The organism is Neorhizobium sp. NCHU2750 (genome assembly GCF_003597675.1).
Lineage (GTDB): Bacteria > Pseudomonadota > Alphaproteobacteria > Rhizobiales > Rhizobiaceae > Neorhizobium.
Map to the genome: position 1 here is coordinate 952,037 of NZ_CP030827.1, position 25,974 is coordinate 978,010.

A 25,974-nucleotide genomic window follows, 5' to 3' on the forward strand; every position below is an offset into this window, starting at 1 on the left:
AAATGCTGCTCAGCCGCGGCGCTTGATCGCCCAGGCATCCCGCATGCCGATGATAGAGGCCTCGTCGCCGAGCCCGATCCGGCCTTCGCCGCGCGGCACGGCATTCCAGCCGAACAGCGGCCCCGGCACCCGCCGGTCGCCGGACATGCGGATGCGGCCCATCGCCTGCATCGGGCTTGCCACCTCGCGTGATCCCGTCTGCTGGTCCTGCGTGGTCATGATGCAGCGGGCACAGGGCTTGACGAAATCGAAGCGGATGCCGGCAATCTCGATCCCGTCCCAATTGTCCTCGGCCCAGGCCTCGTCATGGTCGAGCACGATGTTCGGCCGGAAACGCTCCATCCCGATCTGCCCCTCGCCATGCTTGTCCATGTCGGCATTGAGTGCTGCAAGCGAACCGGTCGTCGTCACCAGAACCTGATAGCCATCGGCAAATGTGACCGGCGTCTCAGGCCCCGCCCATTCGGGGCTGGCGATACGCACGGCCTTGTCATCGAAGAATACCAGCTTCACCTCGCGCCCGAGCCATGTCGACAGGATCTGATTGGCGCCGTCGTCGGCCACCGCAGCGCTCACCGGAGACTTCCACACGACGACATCCATGCGCCGCTCGCAAGGCGGCACCGCGACGAGGATCTCGCCCTTGCCGTCGATCGCGAAGCGGAAGCCGACATCGCGGGGCGCCACCTCCACCTGCGCCAGCGCCTGCATCTCTCGCTGGGTGATGAACTGGCCGGACGGATCGACGATCATCATCTGCCGGTCGCCGGGAATGCCCGATGCGGTGATCATCGCCTCGGTCAGCGGAATGCCGCGGCCGCTTTTCAGCGGATAAAAGTTCAGCTCCGATACGCGCATGGCAGTTCCCCTCAAGTCCCGTTTAGATTTCGTCCAGGAACATGTCCCGGATCTGCTTCAGCCTCTCGTGCCGCTCCTTGGCCAGCGCCCGGCCGGCCTCGGTCTGGAAACCGTCGGCGAGCTTGAACAGCTTGACCTCGAAATGGTCGATGGCAAAGCTCTTGTCGTCGAGCGCCCTTTCCTTGGCAAGGGGATCGATCGGGTCATACAGGCCGGAGGCCATGCGCCCGGCGATATAGAAGCAGCGTGCCGCCCCCACCATGCCGATCGCATCCAGCCGGTCGGCATCCTGCAATATCTTCGCCTCGATCGTCTCCGGTGGTATATTAGCGGAAAACGAGTGCGTGGTGATCGCATGCGCCACCGCCTCGATGGCTGCAGCCTTCCAGCCGAGCACGGCGAGAATGCCGCTCGCCTTTTCCGCTGCAAGCCTTGATGCCTGTGCGCGAAGCGGCGAATTCTTCTCCACCGAAACGCAATCGTGCAGGAGCACGGCCGCCGTCAGAACCTGGCCGTTACCGCCTTCCGATGCATGGATGCGCATGGCGTTCTTGAACACGCGCAGGATATGGGCCACGTCATGGCTGCCGTCGTCGCTGTCGGTCGCATGCGCAATCAGCTGGGCGGCAAGTGCTTCATGGGGTGCAAAGGCGGCGGCAAGGGCGGCTGCAGGCGAAGGCGTCATGCGGTGGCATCCGGAGAATCACGGGTATCGGGTTCGCCCCCCTTCTTCACCAATATCCGCTGATAGAAAAGCCCGATGCCGATCAGCACTGCGCCGAGCCCGATGAACGACAGCGCCCGCAATATGCCTTCGAGGTTCGCCATGTCGATGAGGAACACTTTCAGGACCGCAATCAGCACCAGCCCCGCCGAGGCAAGCCTGAGGCTCTTGGCATTGAGCTTCGAGCCGAGCGCCAGAAGCGCCACGCCGATGATGAGCCAGACGACCGAATAGGTATAGGTCTCGCCTGCGAGAAAACCCTTCCAGTCGGCAATGTTCTCGCCCTGCCAGAAGCGCCGGACCGACAGCGTCGCCCAGAGAAAGCCGAGCACGGCGCCCGATATCGCCAGCATCGCCACATAGGGCAGGGGCCGCCGCTCGCGCGCCAGATGGGCGGTGAGCGCGTAAGCCAGCGCCGGCAGGAGATAGCCGAGCAGCAGCAGGTTGACGAACGGCCACGGTCCGGTGTTTTCGCCCGAGAAGAACGGGTTCAGCGCAAACACATGCAGCGACAGCACGTTTGCGGTTGCCACCACGCCGGCGATCATCGAGCCGAAGCGGAATACAGGCGAGGGGGATTTGAGATCGAGCGTCATCAATATGCCCGAGAAGCCGATGGTGATCAGCGTATAGAGCGACTGTTCGCCGAGCGTCGGGATATCGCTCGAAAGCCGCCCGCCATTCATCGCGTGGTGAATGAGAACCGCTAGGGTGATCAGCGCCGACAGCGAGGCGAGCGCCTGCATGATGTTGCGGATGCGGAAATCCGGCGAATGTCTGAGCAGCCATGCCGAGACGATGGCAAGCAGCGTCGGAATGCCGTAGCCGGGCAGGAGCGCATTGAAAAACGGCGTCGTGCCGAGACTGTTCGGCCCGATCAGCGTCGGCTGCCAGGCGATCCGACCGAAGACGACGATCACCGCAGCCGCCATCATCCAGGGCAGCGCCGGCCAGCTGCGCAGCCGCGTCGCAAGCAGATAGGCAAAGCCTGCGACCGACACGAGGATCGTCGTGACGATGCCGTTGGTCAGCGCATGCAGCGAAAGCATCAGGCCTGCGAACGACCCCGCTACCGCGATATTCGCCGGCCAGTCGAACCCGTCCTCTTGCCTCTCCCTGTCACCACGGAACAGCCATTCGGCCACCGCCAGCATGGCGACGGCGATGCCGAGCCCGAAGAGCCCATGGGTCCAGTCGCGGAAGAAATTGCCGAAGTTGAGGAAGGAGATGAACCCGAGCCCGACCGGCATGGCGCCCATCAGAAATGCCCAGAGCATCGAGAATTCGCTCTCCAGGCGGCGGAACCGCTTGAGGAAGAAGACGCCGAGAAGGGTGAAGATGGCGCCGAGCCCAAGCGTCACGGCGATCTCGTTGCCGGATGTCGGCAAGGCCACCGGCGCCCCGCCAAATGCATCCGGCGCGATATAATCGAGCAGCGAGACGGCGGTGATCAGCGTGCCGAGCACCGCACCCGCGGCAGCGATCAGCGCCGGCCACACGGCATAGGTCCGGGACGCGCCGAGCGCGGCAAGCGGCGCAATGACCGCCGCGAAGGCAAATTGCGGATCTATGCCGGAACCGGAATTGGCCGCTGCCCCACCCGCGATGGTGATCAAGGCCCCGAGCGCAACGATGATCGACAGCGACAGGCTGATCGTGAGCGGTGGGCGGCGCAGCAGGGCTTTCCAGCCGGATGCGGCATCGGACAGATAGCGCTGGCCCGGCCACAGGAAGATCGTCCCGCCGATCATCACCAGCATGGTGAGCGCTGGCGGCAGAGGATCGAAATCGGTTCCGATCGTTGCATAGGCGAGGATCCAGGCGCCGGTGCCGAGATTGGCGAGCGTTGGAACCACCGTCCAGCCGCGGATGCGCGAGGCGGCATTGACGGCAAGCCAGGTGACGGAAAGGAAGAGGAACAGCGCATTGACGTTCGGATCGTCGCTCGACACCAGAAGCGGCGTCAAAAGCGAGCCGAGCAGGCCAAGCCCTGCCAGCGCCTGCCCATGCAGCAAGGACAGCGCCACGGTCAAAAGCGAGACGAGTGCCATCAGCACGAAGGCGGTTGCTGGCCCGATGAAATCGTAGAAGGCATAGGCCGCAAACACCGTGCCGAGCAGCGTCACGGCACCTGCCGCCGTCAGTGCGCCGGGGATCATCGCATTGGCATAGAGTTCGGAAATCCGCGGCAACGCCCTGCGCCGCACGACTTCACCGCCCGCCATCAGCAGCAGACCGAAGAGAGCGGCAAGCGTCAGCCGCGCCGCCGGACCGAGCAGCCCGGCCTCGATCGAATAGCGCACCAGGAATATGCCGCCGAAGGCCAGCGCCACGCCGCCGACCCAGACCGGCCAGCGCGCCCCGAGATAGCTTTCCAGATTGTCCCGCGATGGGCGCGCCCTTGCCGCGACCGGAAGATCCTCGGCAGCCTGCGGGGCGTCTGGGGCGGCAAGGGCTTCGTTCTCCGCCTCTTCCGTTTCCCGTTCGGCTTCCTCCGCCGTCTCCGCCTGCAATGCGGGCTCGGCAGCATCCTCCGTCACCACGTGTTCGGATCGTGTGGCCTCGGCCTGAACCCGGTCCGATCCGGCGGACATGACGGCACCATCGGCGATCTTCTGCATCACCTCGCCAAGCTGCCGTTCCAGCCCGTCGACACGCGCGGACATCTTTCTGTTCTGCGAGATCAGGAAGAAGACAAGGATGATGAGCAGGATATCGATCAGGTACACGCAGTCTCCCCCGGTTCGGCTGGCAGTCTGCGCCAATGCCGAAGACGTGAATGTAGTGGAACATGGTCTGGAGGAAAGGCCAGTCTGCGATGCTCCACAGCCTGGCGCCCATTCTGGCCGCCGGAACCGGATCATGCCGTCGCGACTATGGCAATCGAGAGGTGAAGCGACCAACGGGCGAGATATTGCCGGAAAGGTCAAACGGTATCGGGTCCGGTCCTCGTAACCGGACCCGATACATCCTTGCCATCAGCTCCGCCTGGCCCCGGCTCGTCCGCGCCTCGAAAGAGGAAGCGAAGGTCCGCTCGTACCGGGACGCGCCATGCGGTTGATGGATCGGAATTTTCTCAGGCAGACGCTCCCGTGGGGGCTTCCATAGTCGCTTCCGCCGGTGTCTCGTCGGGTACCGTGTGGAAAGCCTCCTTGACTGCCTTGGTCATGTCGCGGCTCACCTCCCACCATTGCTTGCCGCTGATCCAGTAGCGCAGCGTCACCCTTGCGCTGGCTGTATCGAATTCAGAAATGAAGGCGCTCGGTGCCGGCGATTTCAGCACCCGCTCGTCTGCCGTGGCAAGCCGCAGCAGCTGGTCTTCGGTCTGCGCCACATCGTCGTCGGCCGTGATCGAAATGGTGATCTCGTGACGGCGGGTCGCAAGCCGGCTGTAATTGGTGATCGGCACGTTCCACAGCGTCGAATTCGGCGCCAGCCGATAGACGCCTTCGGCCGTGCGAAGCTCGGTGGCGAAAAGCCCGACATCGACAACCGTGCCGCTGACCGTACCCGTCTCGATGCTTTCGCCGACGCGGAAGGGGCGCAGCACCAGCAGCATGATGCCGGCGGCGATATTCTGCAGCGTGCCCTGAAGCGCCAGACCGACCGCAAGGCCGATTGCGCCGAGCGCTGCGAGGATCGAGGCTGTCTGCACGCCGAACTGGCCGAGCACCATCACCACGACGAGGATCAGCGCCGCATAGCGCACGATATTGGAGAAGAACTGCGACAGCGTCGCATCGATGCCGTTGATATGCGACAGGCCGTTATAGACCCAGCGGCCCAGAAGCCCGGCAACCACCCAGCCGATGATGAGAAGAATGACCGCACCGACAACGGAGAAGGAATATTGGACGGCAAGCGCCATCAATTGAGCAAGCGCCGTTCGTGTCGCGACGACGAATTCGGAAGCCTGATCCATTCCGCAGAAGTCTCCTTGTTTTTCTTGCGCCCGTAATTGGCGCAATGGACATGGAGGTCAAGGCAAACGCGGAACGTTTTCTCTATTTCTCTAAAGATAATAGAATTTTCAACCGTTTGGCGAAGTCTGTTGAATCACTTCTATTGAAAACGATGCCCGGCCATCGGTCTCCGCACCACGGCCGATCGATTTCATCGCGGCGATCAATCGTCCACCGCGTCCGAGCATCTGGTCGCCGATCTCGATCAGCCGCGTATTGGGTGTCGCATGCGGCGCTGCCTTGCGCAGCCGGCGCGCAAGGTCGAGATCGTCCTCCTGCGGATTGAGCGCCAGGATGGCAATCGCTGCCGCGGCCGGCGAGCGGGAAACGCCCATCCAGCAATGCACGATAAGCGGTGCCGACTGATCCCACTGGCGCACGAAGCCGATCAGCTCGGCCACGTGTTTTTCGCTCGGCGCAATCAGCCCGCCGGTGCCGGCAAAGCCGATATCGTTCATTTGAAGCTTCAGGTGCCGCTCGGCACGGATCACGCCCGGCCGGTGAAAATCCTGCTTTTCGGCGATCAGGCTGACCATTTCGCGCGCGCCATGGCGAACGGCAGTCTCGGCAATGCTGGCAAGCGGGCAGACGACGATGGTGCTCACGAGGCGGCCGCCTTCGCTCGTTCCGCCTCGATCGCCTCGAACCGGGTCATGAACAGGGCCTGTGCCTCGATGGCCGAAAGCGGCGAAAGCGGCAGCATTTCGCGGGTAATCCCGCGCGGCTGGCCAAAGATCTTGCGGGCTTCCGCCGTGGTGAAACCGGCAAGCTCGGTCGCCTCGAAATAGGCGGCGATCGTATCGGCCTTCTTGATCAACACCTTGAGGTCTTTGGCCGGATGCGGCGGCAGGCCGAAACGCATATGGATGGCCGCCTCCAGCCGCGCCTCGACCGTCTTGTAGCCGCCGCCGACCACCGCCTTGAACGGCGAGATCATGTCGCCGATCACATATTCCGGGGCGTCGTGCAGCAGCGTCATCTGCAGCGCGTCGGCACCGGCATCGGCATTGCAGCGGCGAAAGATCTCTTCCACCACAAGGCAATGCTGGGCGACGGAAAACGCATGGTCGCCATGCGTCTGGCCGTTCCAGCGGGCGACGCGGGCAAGCCCGTGGGCGATGTCGGAGATTTCCACATCGAGCGCCGACGGATCGAGCAGGTCGAGCCTGCGGCCGGACAGCATCCGCTGCCAGGCGCGCGCACCGGTCGTGCCGCTCAAGGCTCGGCCCCTTCCGCCTCTGCCGGGAAGGTCAGCCCGGTCCAGCCGGGCAGCATGATGGAGACCGGCGTTTCGCCGGCCAGCAGCGGCACGCCATGGGCGATCGCATCGCCCACCCGGTCGATCCTGACGATCGCAAGCGCCGAATTGTCGGACACCGAACCGAGCGTGCCGACCGGCTTGCCGCCGGCGGTGATCTCGGTGCCGGAGGCGGGCAGGGGGCTCTCGGCCGTGACGGTCGCGACCCTCCGCCGCGCAGTGCCGCGATGCTGCATGCGCGAGACGACCTCCTGCCCAACATAGCAGCCCTTCTTGAAGGAAAGCCCACCGGACTTGTCGAGCAGAACATCATGCGGAAACGCATCCTGCAGGGCGAAATCCTCGCCGGAGACGGCAAGCCCCGCCGCGATCCGGAGCGCCTGATAGGCGGATGCATCGCCCTCGGCGAGGCGGCCAATGGTCCGCGACAGGGCAATGCCCGCTTTGGCAAAGCCGCCATCGACGATCGCGCCGTTTCCAGCTTCGGCGCCCCAGAATACGGTGACACCTTCCTCGGGCAGGGCCGAAAGCACCACGGCGGCGCGCAGCTTGTACATGGTCAGCCGTTTGAGGAGCGCATCCCGCTGGCTCTCGTCGGTCTCGATGACGAACCCGTCCTGCACTTTCCAGATCAGGAAATCGAACAGGATCTTGCCCTGCGGCGTCAAAAGCGCACCCGGCCGGGCTTCATGGTCGGGGAGCCCTTCGACATCCGTGGTGATCAGCGCGTGCAGAAAATCCCGCGCATCATTGCCGCCAACATGGATCAGGCGCCGGGTCGCAAGATAGGCATGTGTCATGAAAACTGTCCTCGAAGCCGATTCCATCTCATCTGCTTGGCAGATAAGTCTTCGCGCCAAACGGGGCAAGCGGCAAGGGCAAGTGACGAGGCTCATAAGTGCCTTGTCGCAAAGACCCTCTCTGGCCTGCCGGCCATCTCCCCCACAAGGGGGGAGAAGACTCGTGGCGCTCACCTACCCCGATTGAGCGTAGGCTGCGCGGCTAGGTTAAGCCCTCCCCCTTGTGGGGAGGGTTGGGAGGGGTCTTTGAGAAAAGATGAGGCGTTCTTTAGCGGTGAGAAACCACCAACCTCAATCCGTATAGCCCCGCCGCCAATACGTAATGGCGCTCATTCGTGTCCGGTCCAGTCCATGCGCCTTGAGCCGCGCCCGGATCGCCTGCGCCTCTGTCTTTTCGCAGGCCGCCCAGATGGCCGTGTCTGCCCCGAGCGTGTCGAGCCGGGCAGTGATCGCCGGTTCCAGCAGTCCGGCCGTGCCGGCCTCGACGCCGTTGCGATGCAGCCATTCCACCGTGAATTTTCCGGCACGGCAGGCAAACGCCTGTTCTTCCGCCTTGTCGGCTACTTCGAGGATCGCGTGGACCTCCATGTCAGGAGTGGCAAGCTCGATCATCCGGCCGATCGCCGGCAGCGCCGTCTCGTCGCCGGCAAGGATCAGGCTCTTCGCCGCGGGCATGCCGCCGGCACCCGGCCCGAGCAGACCGGCACGGTCGCCCGGCTGCGCGGTAAGCCCGAATTCGGCACCCGGCATCTCTTTCCCGCAATCCTCATGCAGCACGAAATCGATCGCCATCTCGCAGCGTTCGAGGTCGATGCTGCGGATCGTGTAATAGCGCACCGAAATTGCGTCCTCGCCTTGAGGCCAGCCGATGCGGCCGTCGGCAAGCGTCACCGGCCAGATCGGCGCGCGGCCCTTGGGCGGCATCAGCAGGCGCACATGCAACCCGTCCACTGTGTCGAAACGAGCGGCGTCGGCGCAGGATACGGTGATCCGGCGCATCCGCGGCGTAATATTCTCGGCGGCAACGACGGTGATTTCGCTGAGGTTCGCAAGCCGTGCCGGCTTCGGCTGGTCGGCCCATTCGAGCGTCAGCGGATCGTCGCCGGCAAACATGAAGAGATGTTCGGCAATGATCGCCCGCGTCATCGACAGCATGTCGGAGGTCGGGCAGGCAAGGCGGATATCGAGCTGTTCGCAGACCTTGGAAATATAGGCTTCGCCGATCTCGCTCGACAGGGTCACGTGGTCGCCGTCGCGAAGGACTTCGGCATGGTCGATGAAATGCTCGCAGATCTCCGCCAGCATCTCTTCGGCATCCGCCGGAATGGCCGTGCCGTTGAGGATGAAATCCCGGTGCGGAAAACTGGCAGCGTTCATGATCGTTTCTCCATGCGTGCGAGAAGCCAAAGAAGGTAGGGCCCGCCGATCAGTGCGGCAAACACACCGACCGGGACCTGATAGGGATAGATGACCACGCGCGACAGCCAGTCGGCGAGGATCAGCATCGCCGCCCCGATCATCAGCGAGGCAAAAAGCTGCTGGCGGGCGCCGGAAAAGCCGATCAGCCGGGAAAGATGCGGTGCGACGAGCCCGGCAAGGCTGAGCGGCCCAACAAGGAAGGACGCCACAGCCGTCATCAGTGCCGACAGGACCGCCAGCGCCAGCCGCGCGGCCGTAAGCCCGATGCCGACCTCCTTCGAGATCACGCCGCCGAGCGGCAGGATGGTCAGCCAGCGCCCCATGAACAGGAGCGGCAGGGTGAAGACGGCCAGTGCGCCAAGCGCCGTATAGGCCTCGAAAGTGCCTGCCCGGTTGGTCGAGCCCGCCATCCAGGTTAGAAGCATGAAGGATCGGATGTCGCCCTGGGCGATCACCATCGTCACCAGCGCCATGGAGATGGCGCTCACCGCAATACCGGAAAGCAGCAGCCGCTCGGGAGAAAGTTCTCCCCGCGCTGCGATCGCGATCATGATGGCAAAGACGACGAGCGCGCCGATCGCCATGCCGGCAAGCATCTGCATCGGCGAGGCGAACCCGACGATGATCAGCGTCACCGCAAGGCCCGCGCCGCCGCCGGCCGAAACGCCCAGCACTTCGGGACTGGCGATCGGATTGCCGGTGACCCGCTGCATGATGAAGCCGGAGGCGCCGAGCAGCGCGCCGGCCCCGCCCGCCGCCAGAATGCGCGGCAACCGGAAGGGGATGAGTTCGGACAATTGCTGCCCGATGGAAAGGGCGATGCCGGACGGCGATGGGCCGATCGTCAGTGCCGCGAGCATGACGAGCGCGATGGCGACGGCAAGTGCGATGATCCAGAAGGTCGGGCGCGATAGCCTTTTTTCGGCGGGCGAGGCGTCGGCGGTGACGGGAGAGCTGGCATGCAGCCGCGGCAAAAGCGCCAGAAGAACCGGCCCGCCCATCAGCGCGGTGGCAGCGCCCGCTGGAGCAAGATCGTTGAAGCCCGGCCCGAGCAACTGGCTCAGCCCGTCGGTGAGGAACAGCAGGGCAGCACCGGCAAAAGGTGCTGCCACCAGCACCTGGCCGGTCGTGCGCGCGCCGAGACGTCTGGCGATCGCCGGTGCCGCCAGCCCGAGAAAACCGATCACGCCGACGGTGGCCGTTACCGAGGCGGCAAGCCAGACGGACAGAAGAAGGATCGCCAGCCGGAGGGCCATGATCGACATGCCGAGGCTCCTGGCGCTCGCATCGTCGAGCGCCAGAACATTGAGCGGCCGCACGAGGACGACGGCGATCACGGCACCAGCTGCGAGCCGTGGCAAAAGCGAGATCACGCCATGCCAGTCCTGCTGGTTGAGCGCCCCGGCCCCCCAGATGCTGACAGACATGGCATATTCGCCGCGCGCCAGGATGAGAGTGATGGTGGCGGAAGCAGCGATCATGCTGACGATCAGCCCCGACACCGCCACCGTCACCGGATCGAAGGCCCGCCGCCATGACAGGGCGAGAACGAGGAAAACGGCCAAAAGCCCGCCGGCAAACGCCACCATCTCGCGCGAAAACCCGGCAAGCAGTGGCAGGAAACTCAGCGCCGCGACCATGGCAAGCTGGGCGCCCGCGGCAATCCCGAGCGTCGAGGCATCGGCGATCGGATTGCGCAGCACCCGCTGCAGAAGCGCGCCGGCAAGGCCGAGGGCCGCCCCGGAGATCAGCGCGATGGCCGACCGCGGCAGTAGGCTGTTCCACAACAGGATCTCGCCGAGCATGGCCGACGTGGTGGGGTTGCCCGGCACGGTCGGGCGCGTCAGGACGAGAAGCGCCAGCATCGCCACGCAGGCAGCGGCAATCAGACCGACCGACAGGGCAGGGCGCGCGGGCGGTGAGGGCCGGGCGGCGAGACTAGCCGTTCCAGCCATCGATCAGACCTTTCGACAGTTCTTCGGCAAACCGCCGCGCCGCTGGAAGCGCGCCATAGGGATTGACCGGATCGATCGAGATGACGCGCTTTTCCTTCACCGCCGGCAGCGCATTCCAGAAGGCGCCATCCTTGAGCTCGGCAAGCGCATCGGCGGGGCTTGGCGGGATCATCACGATCCAGGCGTCCGGCATCTGCGCCAGCGTCTCGATACCGATCGGGGCGGTTGCCGAATAGGCGGTGGCACCCGGCCAGGCATTGTCGAGCCCGAGCCGTGTCAGAACCGAGCCGAACATGCTGTCCGACCCGAACACCCGGTAGTGGCGCGCATCGCCGAGATTGATCAAGAGCACCGGCCGCCCGTCGCCATCAGCCAGCGATTGCCGGAGCTCGTCCAGCCGGTGGTTGACGCCTTTCACATAGGAGAGCGCGGTCTTCACCCCGATGGCCTCGCCGATCGCAACGGTTGCCCGTGTCGCCATGACGAACGGGTCTTCGCCGGGCACATAGATGGCGAGATTCTTGACCGGCGCGATGCCCGAAAGCTGCTTGTCGGCCCAGGCATAATAATTGGAGTTGAAGATCAGGTCCGGCTTGGCAAAGGACAGTGTCTCGAGGTTGGGCGTGCCGCGCAGGCCGAGATCGGCAACGCCATCCGGGACGACGGGTTCGACCGCCACCTCGCGGAACTGTTTCAGTTCCGGAGCCGCAACGACATTCGAGCCGAGCGCCAGGAGCGTTTCCAGATGCGCCCAGTCGAGCGTTGCCGTGCGCGGGCCAGTGGCGGCAGAGGCAGAGGCAGGCGTTGGGGCAGGAGCAGGGGTAGCGGAAGCGGGGGCAGGGGCAGCCGCGGGAGTGGTTTGGGAAAACGCGGTGAGCGGGGTCGCGGATGTGGCGGCAAGTGCTGCCGCAGCCTTCATCAGGGCCCTGCGGGAGAACGGGACGGAAGAATGCAAATCGGTCTCCGATGACAAAAAGAAAGGCCCTCTCCGGGCCTTCCTTATAAGCTTGATATGGCGTGTCAACTTAACTGTTTTGCTGACCAACTCACCAGCTGAACGTCAGCTTGCCCATGACCGTGCGTCCATCGCCATAGTAGCAACCGAAGCTGCCGCAATTGGAGACGTATTTCTTGTCGGCGATGTTCTGGAAGTTGAGCGAAGCCTTGATATTGTCGCGGGTGTAATGGATCGCGGCATCGAACAGGGTGTTGGAGCGCAGATCGTTGGAGTCAGCATTCGCATCCAGGCCATAGCGCTGGCCGACATAGCGAACGCCGCCGCCAAAGCCGAGACCCGGCACCAGCGTGTCTTCCTGCAATGTGTAGTCCAGCCACAGGCTTGCCATGTTCTTCGGCGTGTTGGCCGGCATGTTGCCATCATTGTCACCACCGACGATCTCGGGATCCATGTAGGTATAGGCGGCACGCAGGTTAAGGCCCTGTGCGAGGCTGACAACACCCTCGAGTTCGATACCCTTCACGTGGACTTCGCCGATCTGGTCGGAGGTCGTTGCGCCGCCGGGAAGCGTTGTCGTCGTCAGCACGTTCTTCTGCTTCAGGTCATAGGCGGCGGCGCTGAAGAAGCCGTTGAAGCCCGTCGGCTGATATTTGACGCCGACCTCATACTGCTCTCCGGTGGTCGGACGCAGCGGGTCCCCGGCGGCATTCGCGCCGGCAGTCGGCTCGAAAGATGTCGCATAGCTGGCATAGGGCGCGATGCCGTTATCGAACAGATAGCTCAGGCCAACACGGCCAGTCAGCTTGTGATCGTTTTGATCGAGCGAGGAGGTCGCTCCGCTACCGAGAAAGTTGGTATATTGGTCGCCGGTTGTTCCCGACCAGTCATGGCGAAGGCCGAGAGTTGCCCGCCACTTGTCGTATGAGATTTCGTCCTGCGCATAGACGCCGGCCTGCCACAGGTTCGTGTTCACATCCTGCGTGTACCAGACATCCTTCGGGATCGAGACGCCACGGACTGGATCGGTGCTGCTGAGCGAAGGCGCGTAGCCGAACTCCGTCAGGGTGCTGTTGTTGAAATAGCGAAGATCGAGGCCAACGATAGCCTTGTGCTCGACCTCACCCGTATCGAACTCGGCCTGCATCGAGGTGTCGAGGTTCCAGGTGTTCAGATTTTCCCGCTGATAGGTGGCGCCGCGGTCGAGCGTGATGCCATCGGCTTCGAGGCCGGAATAATACAGCGAGTCGAAATCCCACTTGAAATGCGAGTAGCGCATGTTCTGGCGGAAGGTCCAGACGTCGTTGAGCTTGTGTTCGACCTCATAACCGATATTGGTCAGCGTCCGGTTCGAGCTGTCGAAATCCTTGTCGCCGATGGAGAAATCACGGGACAGGCTATTGCTGCCGCTGAGCATCGACGAGGGCAGGCCCGACGGTGCATCCGGGTTGTCGTGCTGGACGCTGGCAAGCAGGGTGATCGTCGTATCCTCGTCCGGCTGCCATGTCAGGGCCGGGGCAATGAAATAGCGGTCATTCTGCAGATCGTCGGTCTGCTGGCCCGCATTGCGTGCGAGGCCCGTCAGGCGGTAGGCGAAATCGGAACCCTGCTTGACCGGGCCGCCGATATCGAAGAATGCACCATAGGTGTCGTAGCTGCCGAAGACGAAGCCGGCCTCGTTGGTCGGATTGTCGAACTGGGGATGCTTGCTGATCATGTCGATCAGGCCGCCGGGATTGCCCTGTCCGTACAGCACGGAGGCAGGTCCCTTCAGCACTTCGATCCGCTCAAGTCCATAGGGCTCGATTGCCGGGGCGCCGGACGTGCGCATGATCTTCAGGCCGTTGAGATATTCGCTCTGGGCGCCGTCGAAGCCACGGATTCTCGGGCTGTCGAAGCGGCCGTCGGAGCCATAGGGTTCGCCGACGACGCCGGCCGAATAATCCAGAGCCTCACCCACATTGGTGACGCCCTGTGCGTCCATCTGGTCCTTCGTCACGACCGAGACCGACTGCTGCGTTTCCAGGATGGGCGTGCCGGTCTTGGTCGCCGAGGCACTGGTCTTCGCCACATAGCCCTTGACGGGTCCCTTGCCGCCCTTTTCGCCATCGCCCTGAATGACGATCGGAGCGAGCGCAGTGCCGTTCTGCGTCGTTGTCTGGCCCGCAGTCTGGCCCCCAGTCTGGCCCGAAGTCTGGCTTGCTGCATCCTGCGCCTGAGCGGCCCATGCGGCGCTCATGCCGATGGCTGCGACACCGGCCAGAAGGCCTGCTTTCACGACGGAAGACTTGATCGATCTTTTCATTCTTTGCCCCACTCGCGCCGCCTTTGAATACGGCCTGATAATAAGCTGAGTGGTTAACTCAGATTTCATTCTTCCGCTTGTTGCCATCCACGGGATTTGAATGATCTTGGGCAAAGTTCACGGCTTTGCGCATCTGCCCGTAAATTTTATGCGAACTGTGACTTTTTCCACTGCGACGGCGCCACACCCACATGCTTGCGGAACACGCGCGAAAAATGCGCGTGGTCGGAAAAGCCGGTCTCGGCGGCGATTTCGGTCAGCGGCTGTTCGCCCGATTTCAGCAGGCGCTTGGCCATCTCCAGCCGCGCATTCATCTGCCAGTCATGCGGCGCCATGCCGGTCGAGGCCTTGAACGAATGCGAGAAATGCGACTGCGACAGGCCGGTGATCTGCGCCAGTTCTTCCAGCCGGATGCTGCGCAGGCAATGGGTGTCGATGAACTCCGTCGCCCGCTTCAATTGCCAGGGGGCAAGCTGGCCGCGCCGGCGCGGTTCAGCCTTGGCAAGCTTCATCACGTCGATCAAAAGCGCCAGCGCCAGCCCGTCACCATAGAGGTCGTGCAGCGGATCGGGATTGTCGAGTTCGCCGGCAATCAGCGAGGCAAGCGCCATCACCCTTCTGTCGTCAAAGGCGAGTTTCGGTTCTTTCAGGCAGCGCGGATCGAGATCTTCGCCGAGCCGCCGCGCCACCGTATCCGCGTCGAAATGAAGATCGAGATGACGGACATATTCGACATCCTTGATATGGACCCAGAGGTCCATTTCGGCGGGAATATAGGAAATCGGGGAAAGGTTGGCGCCCTGCGGCCGGCCGATCTCGCCGGGCCGTTGCCTGACCGCCGCATTGCCCGGACCGCGCTGGTCGAGAAGGATGAAGACACGCGGATCGCCCGCGACATAATAGCCACCGGCGTAATTGGCGCATTCCACATCCCACAGCTCGGCGGCAATCCCGTTCCAGCTTCGCCGGCGCAAGCCTCCGAGGACCGAAAATCCCTCGATCTGATTGCGCATTCTTGGCTGAAACGTCATGCCCCGACCCCGCGAGCCCCAAGCCTGATAAAACTCTCCTGCTTTTATCAAGTTTTTGCGATCTCTTCAACAGTGAGGAATCACATGCCCGATTGTGCCGCATGCAGCCGGTTATAGGCGCCGCGCCTTGCGATCAGCTCCTGGTGCGTGCCCTGTTCGAGAATGCCGCTGCCGTCGATGACGACGATGCGGTCGGCACCCTGGATGGTGGCAAGCCGATGGGCGATGATCAGCGTCGTGCGCCCGACCGCAAGGTCGGAGAGCGACCGCTGGATCGCCCGTTCCGTCTCCGTATCGAGCGCCGATGTCGCCTCGTCGAGGATCAGGATCGGCGGGTTCTTCAGGAACATCCGGGCAATCGCCACGCGCTGTTTCTGGCCGCCGGAAAGCTTGACGCCTCGCTCACCGACGATCGTGTCGAGCCCGGCCGGCAGGCCGGCAATCATGTCCTCAAGCCGTGCCCGGCGGGCCGCCTCCATGATCTCGGCGTCATTGGCGCCGAGCCTTCCATAGCCGATATTTTCCCGCATCGTGCCGCCGAACAGGAAGACGTCCTGCTGCACGATGCCGATCTGCTGGCGCAGCGACGTCTTGGTCATCCTGCGGATGTCCATGCCGTCGATGGTGATCGACCCGCCGCCGATCTCGTAGAAGCGCGGCAGAAGCGAGCAGATCGTCGTCTTGCCGGCACCGGACGGGCCGACAAAGGCGATCGTCTCGCCGGGGCTGATCGACAGGCTGACATCCTTCAGGATCGGCTTATTCGGCACATAGCCGAACGAGACGTTGCGGTAGTCGATCGCGCCCTTGAGGTTGTCGACGGCAACCGCATCCGGCGCATCGGCAATATCCGGCACGGTATCGACGAGTTCGGTAAAGCGGCGGAAGCCGGCAATCCCCTTCGGATAGGTCTCGATCACCGAATTGATCTTTTCCACCGGCCGGAAGAACACGCCGATCAGAAGCAGGAAGCCGATGAAGCCGCCATCGGTCAGCTCACCCTGCAGAACGAACCATGCGCCGGCGATCATCACGATCATTTGTGTGAGCCGCATGCTCATGTAGCTGAGCGAGGTGCTGGCCGCCATGATCTTGTAGGCGTCGAGTTTCACCCGGCGGTAATTCTGGTTGTCGCGCTCGAAAAGGTCGCGTTCATGGCCCTCGTTGGCAAAAGCCTGCACCACCCGCATGCCGCCGACATTTTCCTCGATCCGCGCGTTGAAGTCGCCGATCCGCTGGAAGAGCTTGCGGAAATTGCCGCTCATCCGCGCGCCGTAGCGGCTCGTCACCCAGGCCGTCAGCGGCACCACCAGCGCGGTGATCAGGGCAAGCTTCCAGTTGACCGAAATCATCAGCAGAAGCGCGCCGAAGAAGGTCATCAGCGCGATGAACAGGTCTTCCGGCCCATGATGGGCAACTTCGCCGATCTCTTCGAGATCCTTGGTCAGCCGCCCGACCAGATGCCCGGTCTTCTGGTTGTCGTAATAGCTGAAGGAAAGCTTCTGCAGATGGTTGAACGCCTCGCGGCGCATGTCGGTCTCGATATTGATGCCGAGCATGTGGCCCCAATAGGTCACCACCACCATCAGCCCGGTATTGACCGCATAACAGACGAGCAGCGCCGCGGATGCCAGAACGATCAGCGTCCATTCCTGGCTGACCAGCAGGTTGTCGATGAACAGCTTGACGGCCATCGGGAAACCGAGCTCCAGCAGGCCGGAAAGCACCGCGCAGCTGAAATCGATTATGAAAAGGCCTCGGTAAGGGCGATAATAGGAAAAGAAGCGGGCAAGCATCGGGGTCTCTTCGGGAAAGCAGGCCGCGGCCGGTGGTTGACCGCCTGACAGAAATTGGCCAAACATGAGCCGAACCCTCCATATTCGATATTGCGCCCCAGCGGAAACCCCAAATGCTCCAGAATGCCCAGCAAAAATCGGCTGATGTTGCCGAGCCGCTTCTCTCGTTGACCAACCTGACCTTCGCGGTCGAAGGCCGCACGCTGCTTCACCCGCTGACGCTGGAGCTTGCAGCCGGCCGCTCGATCGCGCTGATTGGCCATAACGGCTCGGGCAAATCGACGCTTCTGAAGCTGATCGGCCGCCAGCAGGCGCCGACCGGCGGCGTGGTCGAGTTCGAGGGCAAGCGGCTTTCCGCCTGGGGCAACCGTGATTTCGCCCGCCGGCTCGCCTATCTGCCGCAGCGCACGCCGGCCGCCCCCGGCATGCTGGTCAGGGAACTGGTGGCGCTCGGCCGCTACCCCTGGCATGGCGCGCTTGGAAGGTTCGGCGAGACCGACCGCAAGAAGGTGGAGGAGGCGATCGAGCTGACCGGTATCGGCCCGTTTGCCGATCGTCTGGTCGACAATCTCTCGGGCGGCGAGCGCCAGCGCGTCTGGCTCGCCATGCTGGTGGCGCAGGATGCCTCATGCCTGCTGCTCGACGAGCCGATCTCCGCGCTCGACATCGGCCACCAGCTGGAAGTGCTGTCGCTGGCGCAGGATCTCTGCCGCAACAAGGGCATCAGCATCATCACCGTCCTGCACGACATCAACATGGCGGCCCGCTTTTGCGACGAGATCGTGGCACTGCGCGCCGGCCGGCTGATCGCTCATGGCACGCCCGAGGAAATTATGACGACGGAGGAGCTGGCCCGCATCTACGAAGTGCAGATGGACATCATCCGCCAGCCCGGCAGCGGCAGGCTGGTCGCCATGGCGCAATAGGCATCTGGCCCTGCGTCGTCTGCTTTCCCGGATCGGTAAAGCGTCGCGATCGTCATGCCCGGCCTCGTGCCGAGCATCTGCCGACTGTCGAGATCCATATGACGGGGATGGCTCCTCGGGACGGGCCCGAGGATAACGGCAGTGCCTGGGAAAAGCCCCGGCCTCAGTCGCCGCCGGCAATGAACTTCCACTTGCCGTCCGGTGTAATCCCCAGACGGTAGAAATTGTAGTTGCCGGCCTCTTCCATGCCCATCAGGTCGCCCGCAGTGACGATCCTCAGAAGCTCGACCCGTTCCGGCGGGGTGAGGTCGGCGAGCGGCTTGCCGACGAAATAGGGCCAGACATAGACCTCGTCCGGCGTTCCGGCATCGACCCTTGCCACACCGGTGGAGAGAAGGTCGAGGATGATCGCCAGGATCTCCTGTCCGTCCGGATCGCCCGAAAAGCCCTTCAGCGTCTCGATCGGATCGTCATTGTCGCCGTCCTGCGATTTCTGCGATGTCTCCATCAACGGGCGCATGCGCTCGACATCGCCCGATGCAGCAGCCTCGATGATCTTTTCTCGCATCGCCTTGACCGGCGCGGGCAGGGTGGAGAGGTCGCGAATGATCTCGGCCGGCTTCTGGTCCGCCGCGTCGGTGGCGGCAGGCGCGTCGCCGGAAGGTTTGGCGCCAGGGGATGCGGTGCCAGAGGACGTAGTGCTAGAGGACTTGTCACTGGCGGACTTGTCGCCCGCCTGTGCCGCATCCGGCTTGGGGGCCGCGGGTGCCGTTGCCGGCGTGTTGGCGGCCGGGCCTTCGAAGGCCATTTCAAGCGACGTCGCGGGGGCGGCGTGGCGATCAGCCGACGTCGGAAATCCGGTGTCGGAAAGGGCGGAGACGGACGGCGCACAGAAAACCGATGCCGCCGATGCCAGCAGCAGGGTCATCACGGATTGGAAACGAACCGTGGTCCGCATGATGTACTCTGTCTTACTGGATGATGCGTTCGGGTGAAAACTCGCCGGCCAGCATCCGGTCGCGCAGTGATTCGAGCATCGCCTCGGCGCCCTGTTCACCGTGCAGGCGGATGGTTTCGCGCATCGCAAAGACGATCGCCGCATCGGCGATGATCTCCGGCTCGATGCCGTCCGCGCGCCCGTCTGCCCAGGCTTCGTTCTGATATTCGAGGGCGACCTGCATCTTTTCGTGGACGATCATGTCATCGATTTCGTTGCGGCCTGACTGCATACTGATACTTCCCTCGGTGCCGGTCCAAAGACCGATTTGCTTACTGCGCCGTTAAGAACTTTATCAGCCTTTTATCAAAACGACACGCTCTCATGGCGAAAGAGGTAAATAATCCGCTAATTTCCGAAGCGCGAGGCAATTTCTGCCGCAAGTGTTGCGCCTTCGTTACGGTAACGCTCCTCGGCGGTGCGTGCAGCCGCCGTGCAGGACGTGTGGACGGCGGCAAAAGAGCGGTATCCGCGATTGTAGGCTGCCGTCAACCGTTCGCGCCGCGCTTCCTCGTTTGCCGCATCGCTATCCAGCAATTGTTTCATCGATTGCCGCCAGTCCTCATGCGGCGCACCGCAGAGCTGGCGCAGATAGCTGATCGATCCGAGTACTTCCGAAAGCCGCAGCAACTGGTCGTCATAGGGTGCGGGCTTGGCCGCATCTGCCGGTGCCGGCTGCTGCACGGCCGGTGCGGATTTCTCCGTGGCCCTTTCCGAGGTCTTGTCCGGGGCAGGCTTCTTCGCCGTCTGCGCAGCCAGCGGCGAGGCGAGCGCGACGAGAAAGGCAAGGGCGAGGCAGGCTGTCGATTTCAAACGGCATTCCTTGGTGTGATATCGGGCCGGGATGTGAAGCCAGGCCGGCGGCTCCTCATGGTGGCCGCCCAATGAGGGTCCCGATTCGCCGGCGCGTCGGTCATCGCGAATCTAGCCGTCCTTCTGGATCGCCGCCAGCCTTTCGGCACATTCCAGCACGCTCGCCGGCACGGGCAGGTGGCGGATCTCCTCCACCGTGTACCAGCCGGGATCGGCTGCGTCGTCGTTGGCCACCGCCTCGATATCCTCATCCGCCTCGACCCTGAAGACGGAGAGGAAGAAATGCCGCGTATCGTCCCTGTCGCCATTGAGGTCGTAAGTGGCAAACAGCACAGGATTGCGTGCCGCAATGCCTGTCTCTTCACGCAATTCCCGAAGTGCGGTCTGATCCGGCGTCTCGCCGGGCTCTGCGCGACCGCCGGGAAAGGCAAACAGATCCGCCGATGGCGGCCGGGTGCGCCGGATCAACAGAAACCGGCCATCGCGTTCGAGAATGGCGGAAGAGGCTGCTTGCGGGGAAGCGGGCATGGTCTCTATCCTCAGGCTGCCGTCAGTGTCGGTATCCGGCTGACGTCGACATCCCGCTCGGCATGCCAGGCGTCATAGGTCGCCTGCATCCTGAGCCAGATGGCCGCCCCGTCTCCGAACATCTTGCCGAGCCGGGCGGCGACATTGGGTGAGACCGGCTTGCGCTCGCGCAGGATATCATAGAGCTGCTGCCGCGAGATCCCGAGCAGTTCCGCGATCTCGACCTTCGTCTTTCCCGTGGCCGCAATGACCTCCTCCAGCAATGCGCCCGGGTGGCAGGGGCTGCGGTCGATCGGTCTGTTTACTGCGTATTCTGTCATCGCCGCGGCCTTCTTTATCGTCAATGATACTGCTCGAAATCGACGCGGACAGCATCCTTGCCATCGAACTCGAATGTGATGCACCAGGGCCCGTTGACGTGGACGGTGTAGCGCAGCGGATCAAATCCATGCCGCGAATGAAAGTCGAAGCCGGGCAGGTTCATGTCCTGCGGTGATTCTGCCACGTCCAGACGATCGAGCCTCACCAGAATGCGCCTGTGCATCCTGGCATCGATCCTGCCCGCCTTGCCCGTTTCGAACAAGGCTGCCAATGCTTTGTTTCGAAACGATCTGATCATAGCGCATGTAAGCACTAAGCTTACATGTCATCAAGAGGCAAACGGCAATCTCACTTCGTGTCAGTCCGTTGTCGCCCGCCGGGCTCGGTGGTAGTTCGGGTACTGAAAGCAGATCCAAGGTCAGCCGAATGACAACCTACGCACTCTATGCCTTTTCAGCCCTTGCCGAAATTGCCGGCTGCTTCTCCTTCTGGGCTTGGTGGAAGCTCGACAGGTCGCCGCTCTGGCTGGCGCCCGGCATGCTGTCGCTGGCGCTGTTTGCCTGGGCGCTGGCGCTGGTGCCGGCGGAAGCCGCGGGCAGGGCTTATGCCGCCTATGGCGCGATCTATATCGTTGCCTCGGTCCTCTGGCTCTGGGGCGTTGAGGGCAGGGTGCCTGATCGCTGGGATCTGACCGGCGCCGTCATCTGCCTGATCGGCGGGGCGATCATCCTGTTCGGGCCGCGCGCTGCCTGATCGCGACGTGGCGGGCTGCTTGACCCGTCTGCCGCCCGGTGCCATCTAGAATGCCATGTGCGGACGCTATGCCCTGACCCAGTCGCCCAACGATATCCTTCATTTCGTCAGCGTCGTCGATTTCGAACCGGATTTTCCGGCGCGGTTCAACATCGCGCCGACCCAGCCGATATTGGTCGTCATGCAGGCGGATCGCCAGCCCGGTTCCAACCTGCCCGAACGCCGAGCATTCCTCGCTCGCTGGGGCTTCATTCCCGGCTGGGTCAAGGACATGAAGGAGTTTCCGCTCCTCATCAATGCCCGCGCCGAGACGGCGATCGGCAAGGCTTCGTTCCGTGCCGCCATGCGCCATCGCCGCATCCTCGTTCCGGCATCCGGCTTTTACGAATGGATGCGTCCGCCGAAGGAAAGCGGGGAGACGTCGCAGGCCTTCTGGATCCGCCCGAAGAATGGCGGCGTCATCGCCTTTGCCGGCCTTGCCGAGACATGGTCTTCCGCCGACGGGTCGGAAGTCGATACCGCGGCGATCCTCACGACAAAGGCCAACCGCACGATCCGCGGCATCCATGACCGCATGCCGGTGGTGATAAAACCCGAGGATTTCGACCGCTGGCTGGAATGCAAGACGCAGGAACCGCGCCACGTCGCCGATCTTCTTTCACCGGTGGAGGAGGATTTCTTCGAGGCGATCCCGGTCTCGGACCTCGTCAACAAGGTCTCAAACATGGGGCCGGAGCTGCAGAAACCCGTCGCCGTCGCAATGCCTGAGGAAAAGCCGCCAAAGCCCGGCAAGGACAAGTCCCAGCTCTCACTCTTCTGATCCTATCGCTTTCCGGAAACCCTCTTCGTGAACATTTTGTCTGCCGGCCTGTCCGGCCTTGCCCTCGGTGGCTCGCTGATCGTGGCGATCGGCGCGCAGAACGCTTTCATTCTGCGCCAGGGCCTGCTGCGCCGCCATGTCTTCATCCTCTGCCTGATCTGCGCACTGTCCGATGCGCTTCTGATCGCCGCCGGTGTCGGCGGCATGGGCGCGCTCGTGTCGCGCTCGAAACTGCTGATCCTGCTGGTGACGCTGGGTGGCGCGGTCTTTCTCGGCAGTTATGCCGTGCTTGCCTTCCGGCGGGCGGCAAGGCCCGCGGCAATGGCGACCGCATCGGCGCAAGGCCTATCGCTCAGGGCGGCCATAGTGACCTGCCTCGCCTTCACCTTCTTGAACCCGCATGTCTATCTCGACACGGTCCTGCTTTTAGGCAGCCTGTCGGCCGGGTTTGAAGGCATGGAACGGTGGGCTTATGGGGCCGGCGCGGCGTCCGCCTCGTTCCTGTGGTTTTTCGGGCTTGGCTACGGCGCGCGTCTTTTGGCACCGGTCTTCGCCAGACCCGCCGCATGGCGGGTGCTCGACGGCCTGATCGGCCTCGTCATGAGCGCCTTGGCGCTCGGGCTGCTGTCAAATGCCGCAGCCGGGTTGTGATGGATTTACCGGATGGGTGAAAGCTTCGGCTTGCGCTTCAGCATCATGGCGGCTGCAGCGACAGCCTTCAGGCCGATCGGGCGGTAATGTGCGGTAAAGTCCGGCTTTGCTTCCGGGGCATCGGTCTTGGCGGTATTGCTCACGTTCTGGTCCTCATCAATCCATTCCCGCGTTGATTCCGGTTGTTGCGGGGCGCCGGCAATTCACCGGCAATAGGGGCGGAATAAAGGCTTATCCGTCCGTTTTCGATGAGGTCAGTCTACGCGTGGCAACTTGCCGCAGGCGGGAGCTGCAATGCAGCAATATCAGTGCATTGCAGCAAAGGTTTTGACCCTAGAGATGCGGGCTATCGTCCTCGATGGTGATCGTGCCGTAGCGGCGGTGCCAGGCCTTGGCGCTGAAGGGCAGGACGCAGAGATAGGCAACGACGGTGACCGACAGCACTTCCCAGGTGTAGCTCATCAGCAGCCCAACATAGAGCACCACGAGAAGCAGGATCGGGAACATCAGCTCCGGGCGGATCTTGCTGGATTTGCCCGACCATACGGGCAGGCGCGACACCAGAAGATAGCCGATGGCAACCGTATAGGCGACGCTGGCATAGATGAAGAACGGCGTGCGCTCGACCCCGAGAAAACCGAGATAGACGGGCAGAAGCACCAGCATGGCGCCCATCGGCGCCGGTACGCCGACGAAGAATTCCGATTGCCACGGTGCCTTGATGCCTCGGTCTTCCATCACGTTGAAGCGGGCAAGCCTCAGGCCGGCGGCAATCGCATAGAGCAGTGCCGCGATCCAGCCGAGCGAGCGGGCGCCATCGAGCAGGAAGGCATAGGAGACGAGAGCAGGGGCCACGCCGAAATTGATGATGTCGGCAAGCGAATCCATCTGCACGCCGAATTTCGACGTCGCCTTGAGCAACCTTGCGACACGCCCGTCGATCCCGTCGAGAAAGGCGGCGAGCAGAACCATCGCCACCGCCAGCTCGTAACGTCCCTCGAAGGCGAGGCGGATGCCCGTCAGGCCGGCGCAGATCGCCAGCGCCGTGATCAGGTTGGGGACCATCAGCCGGATGGGGATTTCCCGCAAGCGCGGCCCGCGGGCCTCATCCGTCGAGTGGTGCTGATCTGCTGGTGGCACATCCATATCGGGGTCCATGTCGGGGTCCTCTGCGATGCTTCTGTCAGCTTCGGCGGCCGAGCGAAGGCCCCTTGGCCGAGCCGAATTCGGCAAGCACGGTTTCGCCGGCAATCGCCAGTTGGCCGATCGAGACGCGCGCCTGGCCGCCATGCGGCACGAAGACGTCGAGGCGCGAGCCGAAGCGGATCAGGCCGAATCGTTCGCCGGCATTCACCGGTTCGCCGGGCTTGACCCAGCAGACGATGCGGCGTGCGACGAAGCCTGCAATCTGCACGACGCCGACCTGGCCGTGACGGCTTTCGATGACGAGGCCGTTGCGCTCGTTGTCGGAGCTTGCCTTGTCGAGCTCGGCATTGACGAACTGGCCGGCGCGGTATTCGATCACCTTCACCTCGCCGCGTACCGGCGAACGGTTCACATGGCAGTTGAACACGTTCATGAACACCGAGATGCGCAGCATCGGTTCATGACCCAGGCCGAGCTCTGCCGGCGGCACGACCATCGCCACATGGCTGATCCGGCCATCGGCGGGCGACAGGATAAGATCGTCATCCTGAGGCACGACGCGTTCCGGATCGCGGAAGAAATAGGCACACCAGAGTGTCAGCACGAGGCCGATCCAGAACAGCGGCTCGGCGAAATATCCCAGGATCAGCGAAACGATGAAAAAGATCGCAACGAAGACATAGCCTTCCTTGTGAATCGGCACGAGCGTGTTGCGGATGGTGTCGAAAAGGTTGATCAACAGTTTCTCCCTGAAGGGCGCATCTTGGGGCGTATTTGGCAGCCTAATGCCCATGTCGGCCGGCACTGACTATCGAAAAACGGTAATCGCGGCAATGCGGTTCCTTCCACACCTCACTCTATCCTGGTTTTCTGCAACCATTGCGCGACGATGCCGTTCCATTCTATGATAGGGCATGCGACATTTGTTGCACTGCAGCAATCAGGCATGCTTCTTGCTTCGAGTTTCATGTCACTGTCATGAAAGTGGTTCAGGGGACGTCTGACTTACATCAAGGTCGAAGCTTTGGAAGAGGCCTATCTTATTTAGGAAGCACTTCTGGACCTAGCTTCGGCCCGAAAACGGAAGAGTTGGAAATGAATGTGACTTGGTGCCTCGTTGCAATGGCGGATATAGCGGTGGTGATCGCTGCGGTCGCCTATACGGTGTGGAGCCAGCGACGTTATCGCGAACGGAACCGCTTCGGTTCTCCGCGCCGCTAGGCTTTGATCGGCCGGTTCCCATATGCGGTGCCGGTCAACGGGAATAGTGCCCTTGAACGCCTCATGTGTGTGAGGCTGATTGCCGCGCAGATGGTGGCAATGATTTGCCGGCAGCACTCCTGCCGGCCCGGCGCGCCGGCTGTGCGTCCTCTGGTTTCACCCCACCTCCCAAAAAGCTTGCCTGCCAACGATCGTCACCGACGTCATGATGGATGCGTGCAAAAAGACGCAGAGCCGAAACACGGCGGCCCATCTGGGAGGATCACAGCCTGGCTGAGGCTTTTCCGTGTTTCTCTGCGATGTGTGCGGCATCCGTCCGCCCCGCCTTTTCCACAACCAAAATGTGTGTGGCGGCGATTTTGCCACATCGAAAATGCCCCGTTTTGGCCGTAGTTTTGCAACGTGGCTGTTGTGCAGCCTGTGTATAGGTTTTGGATGAGGAGCAAAACCATGCAACGCGACCTGACGATTGAAGACGTATTGAACGACCCCCTGATCGCCCTGTTACGGCGGGCGGACAGGATTTCCACGCCGGAATTCACGCAGCTGCTATCAGCAGCCTCGCAGACATATCTTTCCGGCAAGACGGCAAAGCCGCGCGCAGCCCCTCACGGCGCCCGCATGGCGCAGCCGCTCCACACCAATGAATTTGAGGCGGATGTCTCTTTAAGGAGAGCTACGCCCAAGGCGAGCGAAACATGTCTAGGCTGGTAGGAACACATCCCGCAGATATCC

General features: G+C 62.9%; 28 protein-coding genes. 6 read left to right on the top strand and 22 right to left on the bottom strand.

Going from position 1 to position 25,974, the window contains the following annotated elements:
* Window positions 1-9 precede the first annotated feature (9 nt).
* The 13 genes from NCHU2750_RS04700 to NCHU2750_RS04760 all read right to left on the bottom strand — a co-directional run bounded on the left by NCHU2750_RS04700 (window position 10) and on the right by NCHU2750_RS04760 (window position 17,063).
* Window positions 10-858, bottom strand: coding sequence for an MOSC domain-containing protein (locus NCHU2750_RS04700; RefSeq protein ID WP_119939403.1), 849 nt, complete (start codon window positions 856-858; stop codon window positions 10-12).
* 22 nt (window positions 859-880) lie between these two features.
* The gene (locus NCHU2750_RS04705) at window positions 881-1,543 is read right to left on the bottom strand and encodes an HD domain-containing protein (RefSeq protein ID WP_119939404.1); all 663 of its coding nucleotides are present in this window, start codon (window positions 1,541-1,543) and stop codon (window positions 881-883) included.
* Entirely contained in the window at window positions 1,540-4,302 is a 2,763-nt protein-coding gene (locus tag NCHU2750_RS04710; protein WP_162939705.1) for a DUF2339 domain-containing protein, read from the bottom strand. Before NCHU2750_RS04710 ends, NCHU2750_RS04705 begins: the two co-directional genes overlap by 4 nt.
* Window positions 4,303-4,658: 356 nt before the next feature.
* Window positions 4,659-5,504 (bottom strand): mechanosensitive ion channel family protein, encoded by an 846-nt coding sequence (locus NCHU2750_RS04715; RefSeq protein ID WP_119939405.1) that lies wholly within the window; start codon window positions 5,502-5,504, stop codon window positions 4,659-4,661.
* Window positions 5,505-5,612: 108 nt separating this feature from the next.
* Window positions 5,613-6,149 (bottom strand): tyrosine phosphatase family protein, encoded by a 537-nt coding sequence (locus tag NCHU2750_RS04720; protein ID WP_119939406.1) that lies wholly within the window; start codon window positions 6,147-6,149, stop codon window positions 5,613-5,615.
* Entirely contained in the window at window positions 6,146-6,727 is a 582-nt protein-coding gene (locus NCHU2750_RS04725; protein WP_119942945.1) for a YfbR-like 5'-deoxynucleotidase, read from the bottom strand. The genes NCHU2750_RS04720 and NCHU2750_RS04725 overlap by 4 nt, the downstream gene beginning before the upstream one ends.
* A 32-nt stretch (window positions 6,728-6,759) precedes the next feature.
* Window positions 6,760-7,602, bottom strand: coding sequence for a CAF17-like 4Fe-4S cluster assembly/insertion protein YgfZ (ygfZ, locus tag NCHU2750_RS04730; protein WP_119942947.1), 843 nt, complete (start codon window positions 7,600-7,602; stop codon window positions 6,760-6,762).
* A gap of 291 nt (window positions 7,603-7,893) precedes the next feature.
* Window positions 7,894-8,979: a siderophore-interacting protein gene (locus NCHU2750_RS04735; RefSeq protein WP_119939407.1), complete on the bottom strand. Its 1,086-nt coding sequence runs from the start codon at window positions 8,977-8,979 to the stop codon at window positions 7,894-7,896.
* A complete protein-coding gene (gene fhuB / locus NCHU2750_RS04740) occupies window positions 8,976-10,976 on the bottom strand; it encodes a Fe(3+)-hydroxamate ABC transporter permease FhuB (protein ID WP_119939408.1) in 2,001 nt (666 codons plus the stop codon). Before fhuB ends, NCHU2750_RS04735 begins: the two co-directional genes overlap by 4 nt.
* On the bottom strand, window positions 10,960-11,931 hold the full coding sequence (locus tag NCHU2750_RS04745; RefSeq protein WP_245480333.1) for an iron-siderophore ABC transporter substrate-binding protein: 972 nt from the start codon (window positions 11,929-11,931) through the stop codon (window positions 10,960-10,962). Before NCHU2750_RS04745 ends, fhuB begins: the two co-directional genes overlap by 17 nt.
* Before the next feature lie 91 nt (window positions 11,932-12,022).
* Window positions 12,023-14,236, bottom strand: coding sequence for a TonB-dependent siderophore receptor (locus NCHU2750_RS04750; protein ID WP_245480334.1), 2,214 nt, complete (start codon window positions 14,234-14,236; stop codon window positions 12,023-12,025).
* Window positions 14,237-14,382: 146 nt separating this feature from the next.
* A complete protein-coding gene (locus NCHU2750_RS04755) occupies window positions 14,383-15,267 on the bottom strand; it encodes a helix-turn-helix transcriptional regulator (protein WP_119939410.1) in 885 nt (294 codons plus the stop codon).
* An 80-nt stretch (window positions 15,268-15,347) separates the two neighbouring features.
* Complete coding sequence (locus tag NCHU2750_RS04760; protein ID WP_119942951.1) at window positions 15,348-17,063, bottom strand: ABC transporter ATP-binding protein; 1,716 nt, start codon at window positions 17,061-17,063, stop codon at window positions 15,348-15,350.
* 113 nt (window positions 17,064-17,176) lie between these two features.
* Between NCHU2750_RS04760 and NCHU2750_RS04765 the strand changes: the two genes are divergently transcribed.
* Window positions 17,177-17,989 (top strand): ATP-binding cassette domain-containing protein, encoded by an 813-nt coding sequence (locus tag NCHU2750_RS04765; protein ID WP_119939411.1) that lies wholly within the window; start codon window positions 17,177-17,179, stop codon window positions 17,987-17,989.
* Between the two features lie 163 nt (window positions 17,990-18,152).
* Here the strand turns inward: NCHU2750_RS04765 and NCHU2750_RS04770 are convergent, their stop codons facing one another.
* The 6 genes from NCHU2750_RS04770 to NCHU2750_RS04795 all read right to left on the bottom strand — a co-directional run bounded on the left by NCHU2750_RS04770 (window position 18,153) and on the right by NCHU2750_RS04795 (window position 20,946).
* On the bottom strand, window positions 18,153-18,947 hold the full coding sequence (locus NCHU2750_RS04770) for a hypothetical protein (RefSeq protein WP_119939412.1): 795 nt from the start codon (window positions 18,945-18,947) through the stop codon (window positions 18,153-18,155).
* Window positions 18,948-18,960: 13 nt separating this feature from the next.
* A complete protein-coding gene (locus NCHU2750_RS04775; protein WP_119939413.1) occupies window positions 18,961-19,218 on the bottom strand; it encodes a hypothetical protein in 258 nt (85 codons plus the stop codon).
* Between the two features lie 116 nt (window positions 19,219-19,334).
* Window positions 19,335-19,799 carry a TIGR02301 family protein gene (locus NCHU2750_RS04780; protein ID WP_119942953.1) on the bottom strand — a complete coding sequence of 155 codons (465 nt, stop codon included), beginning with the start codon at window positions 19,797-19,799 and terminating at the stop codon, window positions 19,335-19,337.
* Window positions 19,800-19,910: 111 nt separating this feature from the next.
* Window positions 19,911-20,327, bottom strand: a complete 417-nt coding sequence (locus tag NCHU2750_RS04785; RefSeq protein ID WP_119939414.1) for an NUDIX hydrolase — start codon at window positions 20,325-20,327, stop codon at window positions 19,911-19,913.
* Between the two features lie 11 nt (window positions 20,328-20,338).
* Window positions 20,339-20,647, bottom strand: a complete 309-nt coding sequence (locus tag NCHU2750_RS04790; protein WP_119942955.1) for a HigA family addiction module antitoxin — start codon at window positions 20,645-20,647, stop codon at window positions 20,339-20,341.
* Between the two features lie 20 nt (window positions 20,648-20,667).
* Window positions 20,668-20,946 (bottom strand): type II toxin-antitoxin system RelE/ParE family toxin, encoded by a 279-nt coding sequence (locus tag NCHU2750_RS04795; protein WP_119939415.1) that lies wholly within the window; start codon window positions 20,944-20,946, stop codon window positions 20,668-20,670.
* A gap of 128 nt (window positions 20,947-21,074) precedes the next feature.
* Between NCHU2750_RS04795 and NCHU2750_RS04800 the strand changes: the two genes are divergently transcribed.
* The 3 genes from NCHU2750_RS04800 to NCHU2750_RS04810 are packed head-to-tail and all read left to right on the top strand — an operon-like array spanning window position 21,075 to window position 22,872.
* On the top strand, window positions 21,075-21,401 hold the full coding sequence (locus NCHU2750_RS04800; RefSeq protein WP_119939416.1) for a YnfA family protein: 327 nt from the start codon (window positions 21,075-21,077) through the stop codon (window positions 21,399-21,401).
* 55 nt (window positions 21,402-21,456) lie between these two features.
* The gene (locus NCHU2750_RS04805) at window positions 21,457-22,221 is read left to right on the top strand and encodes an SOS response-associated peptidase (protein WP_119939417.1); all 765 of its coding nucleotides are present in this window, start codon (window positions 21,457-21,459) and stop codon (window positions 22,219-22,221) included.
* A 33-nt stretch (window positions 22,222-22,254) separates the two neighbouring features.
* Entirely contained in the window at window positions 22,255-22,872 is a 618-nt protein-coding gene (locus NCHU2750_RS04810) for a LysE/ArgO family amino acid transporter (RefSeq protein ID WP_205583891.1), read from the top strand.
* A 5-nt stretch (window positions 22,873-22,877) separates the two neighbouring features.
* On the opposite strand, the gene NCHU2750_RS30345 is transcribed toward NCHU2750_RS04810, so the two are convergent.
* The 3 genes from NCHU2750_RS30345 to NCHU2750_RS04820 all read right to left on the bottom strand — a co-directional run bounded on the left by NCHU2750_RS30345 (window position 22,878) and on the right by NCHU2750_RS04820 (window position 24,754).
* Window positions 22,878-23,015, bottom strand: coding sequence for a hypothetical protein (locus NCHU2750_RS30345; RefSeq protein ID WP_162939493.1), 138 nt, complete (start codon window positions 23,013-23,015; stop codon window positions 22,878-22,880).
* Window positions 23,016-23,205: 190 nt separating this feature from the next.
* A complete protein-coding gene (locus NCHU2750_RS04815) occupies window positions 23,206-24,030 on the bottom strand; it encodes a CDP-alcohol phosphatidyltransferase family protein (RefSeq protein WP_119939419.1) in 825 nt (274 codons plus the stop codon).
* A gap of 25 nt (window positions 24,031-24,055) precedes the next feature.
* Window positions 24,056-24,754, bottom strand: a complete 699-nt coding sequence (locus NCHU2750_RS04820; RefSeq protein WP_119942957.1) for a phosphatidylserine decarboxylase — start codon at window positions 24,752-24,754, stop codon at window positions 24,056-24,058.
* A gap of 359 nt (window positions 24,755-25,113) precedes the next feature.
* Here NCHU2750_RS04820 and NCHU2750_RS31130 point away from each other — a divergent pair, with 359 nt between their 5' ends.
* A complete protein-coding gene (locus tag NCHU2750_RS31130) occupies window positions 25,114-25,239 on the top strand; it encodes a hypothetical protein (RefSeq protein ID WP_256377701.1) in 126 nt (41 codons plus the stop codon).
* Window positions 25,240-25,689: 450 nt separating this feature from the next.
* On the top strand, window positions 25,690-25,953 hold the full coding sequence (locus NCHU2750_RS04825) for a hypothetical protein (RefSeq protein WP_119939420.1): 264 nt from the start codon (window positions 25,690-25,692) through the stop codon (window positions 25,951-25,953).
* The last annotated feature ends 21 nt before the right edge of the window (window positions 25,954-25,974 follow it).

Coding starts and splice junctions, on each gene's coding strand:
- NCHU2750_RS04815 (WP_119939419.1), bottom strand. CDS start 24,030: ATGGACCCCGATATGGATGTGCCACCAGCAGATCAGCACCACTCGACG.
- NCHU2750_RS04765 (WP_119939411.1), top strand. CDS start 17,177: ATGCTCCAGAATGCCCAGCAAAAATCGGCTGATGTTGCCGAGCCGCTT.
- NCHU2750_RS31130 (WP_256377701.1), top strand. CDS start 25,114: ATGAATGTGACTTGGTGCCTCGTTGCAATGGCGGATATAGCGGTGGTG.
- NCHU2750_RS04795 (WP_119939415.1), bottom strand. CDS start 20,946: ATGATCAGATCGTTTCGAAACAAAGCATTGGCAGCCTTGTTCGAAACG.
- NCHU2750_RS04785 (WP_119939414.1), bottom strand. CDS start 20,327: ATGCCCGCTTCCCCGCAAGCAGCCTCTTCCGCCATTCTCGAACGCGAT.
- NCHU2750_RS04790 (WP_119942955.1), bottom strand. CDS start 20,647: ATGACAGAATACGCAGTAAACAGACCGATCGACCGCAGCCCCTGCCAC.
- ygfZ (WP_119942947.1), bottom strand. CDS start 7,602: ATGACACATGCCTATCTTGCGACCCGGCGCCTGATCCATGTTGGCGGC.
- NCHU2750_RS04805 (WP_119939417.1), top strand. CDS start 21,457: ATGTGCGGACGCTATGCCCTGACCCAGTCGCCCAACGATATCCTTCAT.
- NCHU2750_RS04700 (WP_119939403.1), bottom strand. CDS start 858: ATGCGCGTATCGGAGCTGAACTTTTATCCGCTGAAAAGCGGCCGCGGC.
- NCHU2750_RS04715 (WP_119939405.1), bottom strand. CDS start 5,504: ATGGATCAGGCTTCCGAATTCGTCGTCGCGACACGAACGGCGCTTGCT.
- NCHU2750_RS04770 (WP_119939412.1), bottom strand. CDS start 18,947: ATGCGGACCACGGTTCGTTTCCAATCCGTGATGACCCTGCTGCTGGCA.
- NCHU2750_RS04750 (WP_245480334.1), bottom strand. CDS start 14,236: ATGAAAAGATCGATCAAGTCTTCCGTCGTGAAAGCAGGCCTTCTGGCC.
- fhuB (WP_119939408.1), bottom strand. CDS start 10,976: ATGGCTGGAACGGCTAGTCTCGCCGCCCGGCCCTCACCGCCCGCGCGC.
- NCHU2750_RS04725 (WP_119942945.1), bottom strand. CDS start 6,727: ATGCTGTCCGGCCGCAGGCTCGACCTGCTCGATCCGTCGGCGCTCGAT.
- NCHU2750_RS04760 (WP_119942951.1), bottom strand. CDS start 17,063: ATGCTTGCCCGCTTCTTTTCCTATTATCGCCCTTACCGAGGCCTTTTC.
- NCHU2750_RS04735 (WP_119939407.1), bottom strand. CDS start 8,979: ATGAACGCTGCCAGTTTTCCGCACCGGGATTTCATCCTCAACGGCACG.
- NCHU2750_RS04800 (WP_119939416.1), top strand. CDS start 21,075: ATGACAACCTACGCACTCTATGCCTTTTCAGCCCTTGCCGAAATTGCC.
- NCHU2750_RS04705 (WP_119939404.1), bottom strand. CDS start 1,543: ATGACGCCTTCGCCTGCAGCCGCCCTTGCCGCCGCCTTTGCACCCCAT.
- NCHU2750_RS04755 (WP_119939410.1), bottom strand. CDS start 15,267: ATGACGTTTCAGCCAAGAATGCGCAATCAGATCGAGGGATTTTCGGTC.
- NCHU2750_RS04775 (WP_119939413.1), bottom strand. CDS start 19,218: ATGCAGTCAGGCCGCAACGAAATCGATGACATGATCGTCCACGAAAAG.
- NCHU2750_RS04825 (WP_119939420.1), top strand. CDS start 25,690: ATGCAACGCGACCTGACGATTGAAGACGTATTGAACGACCCCCTGATC.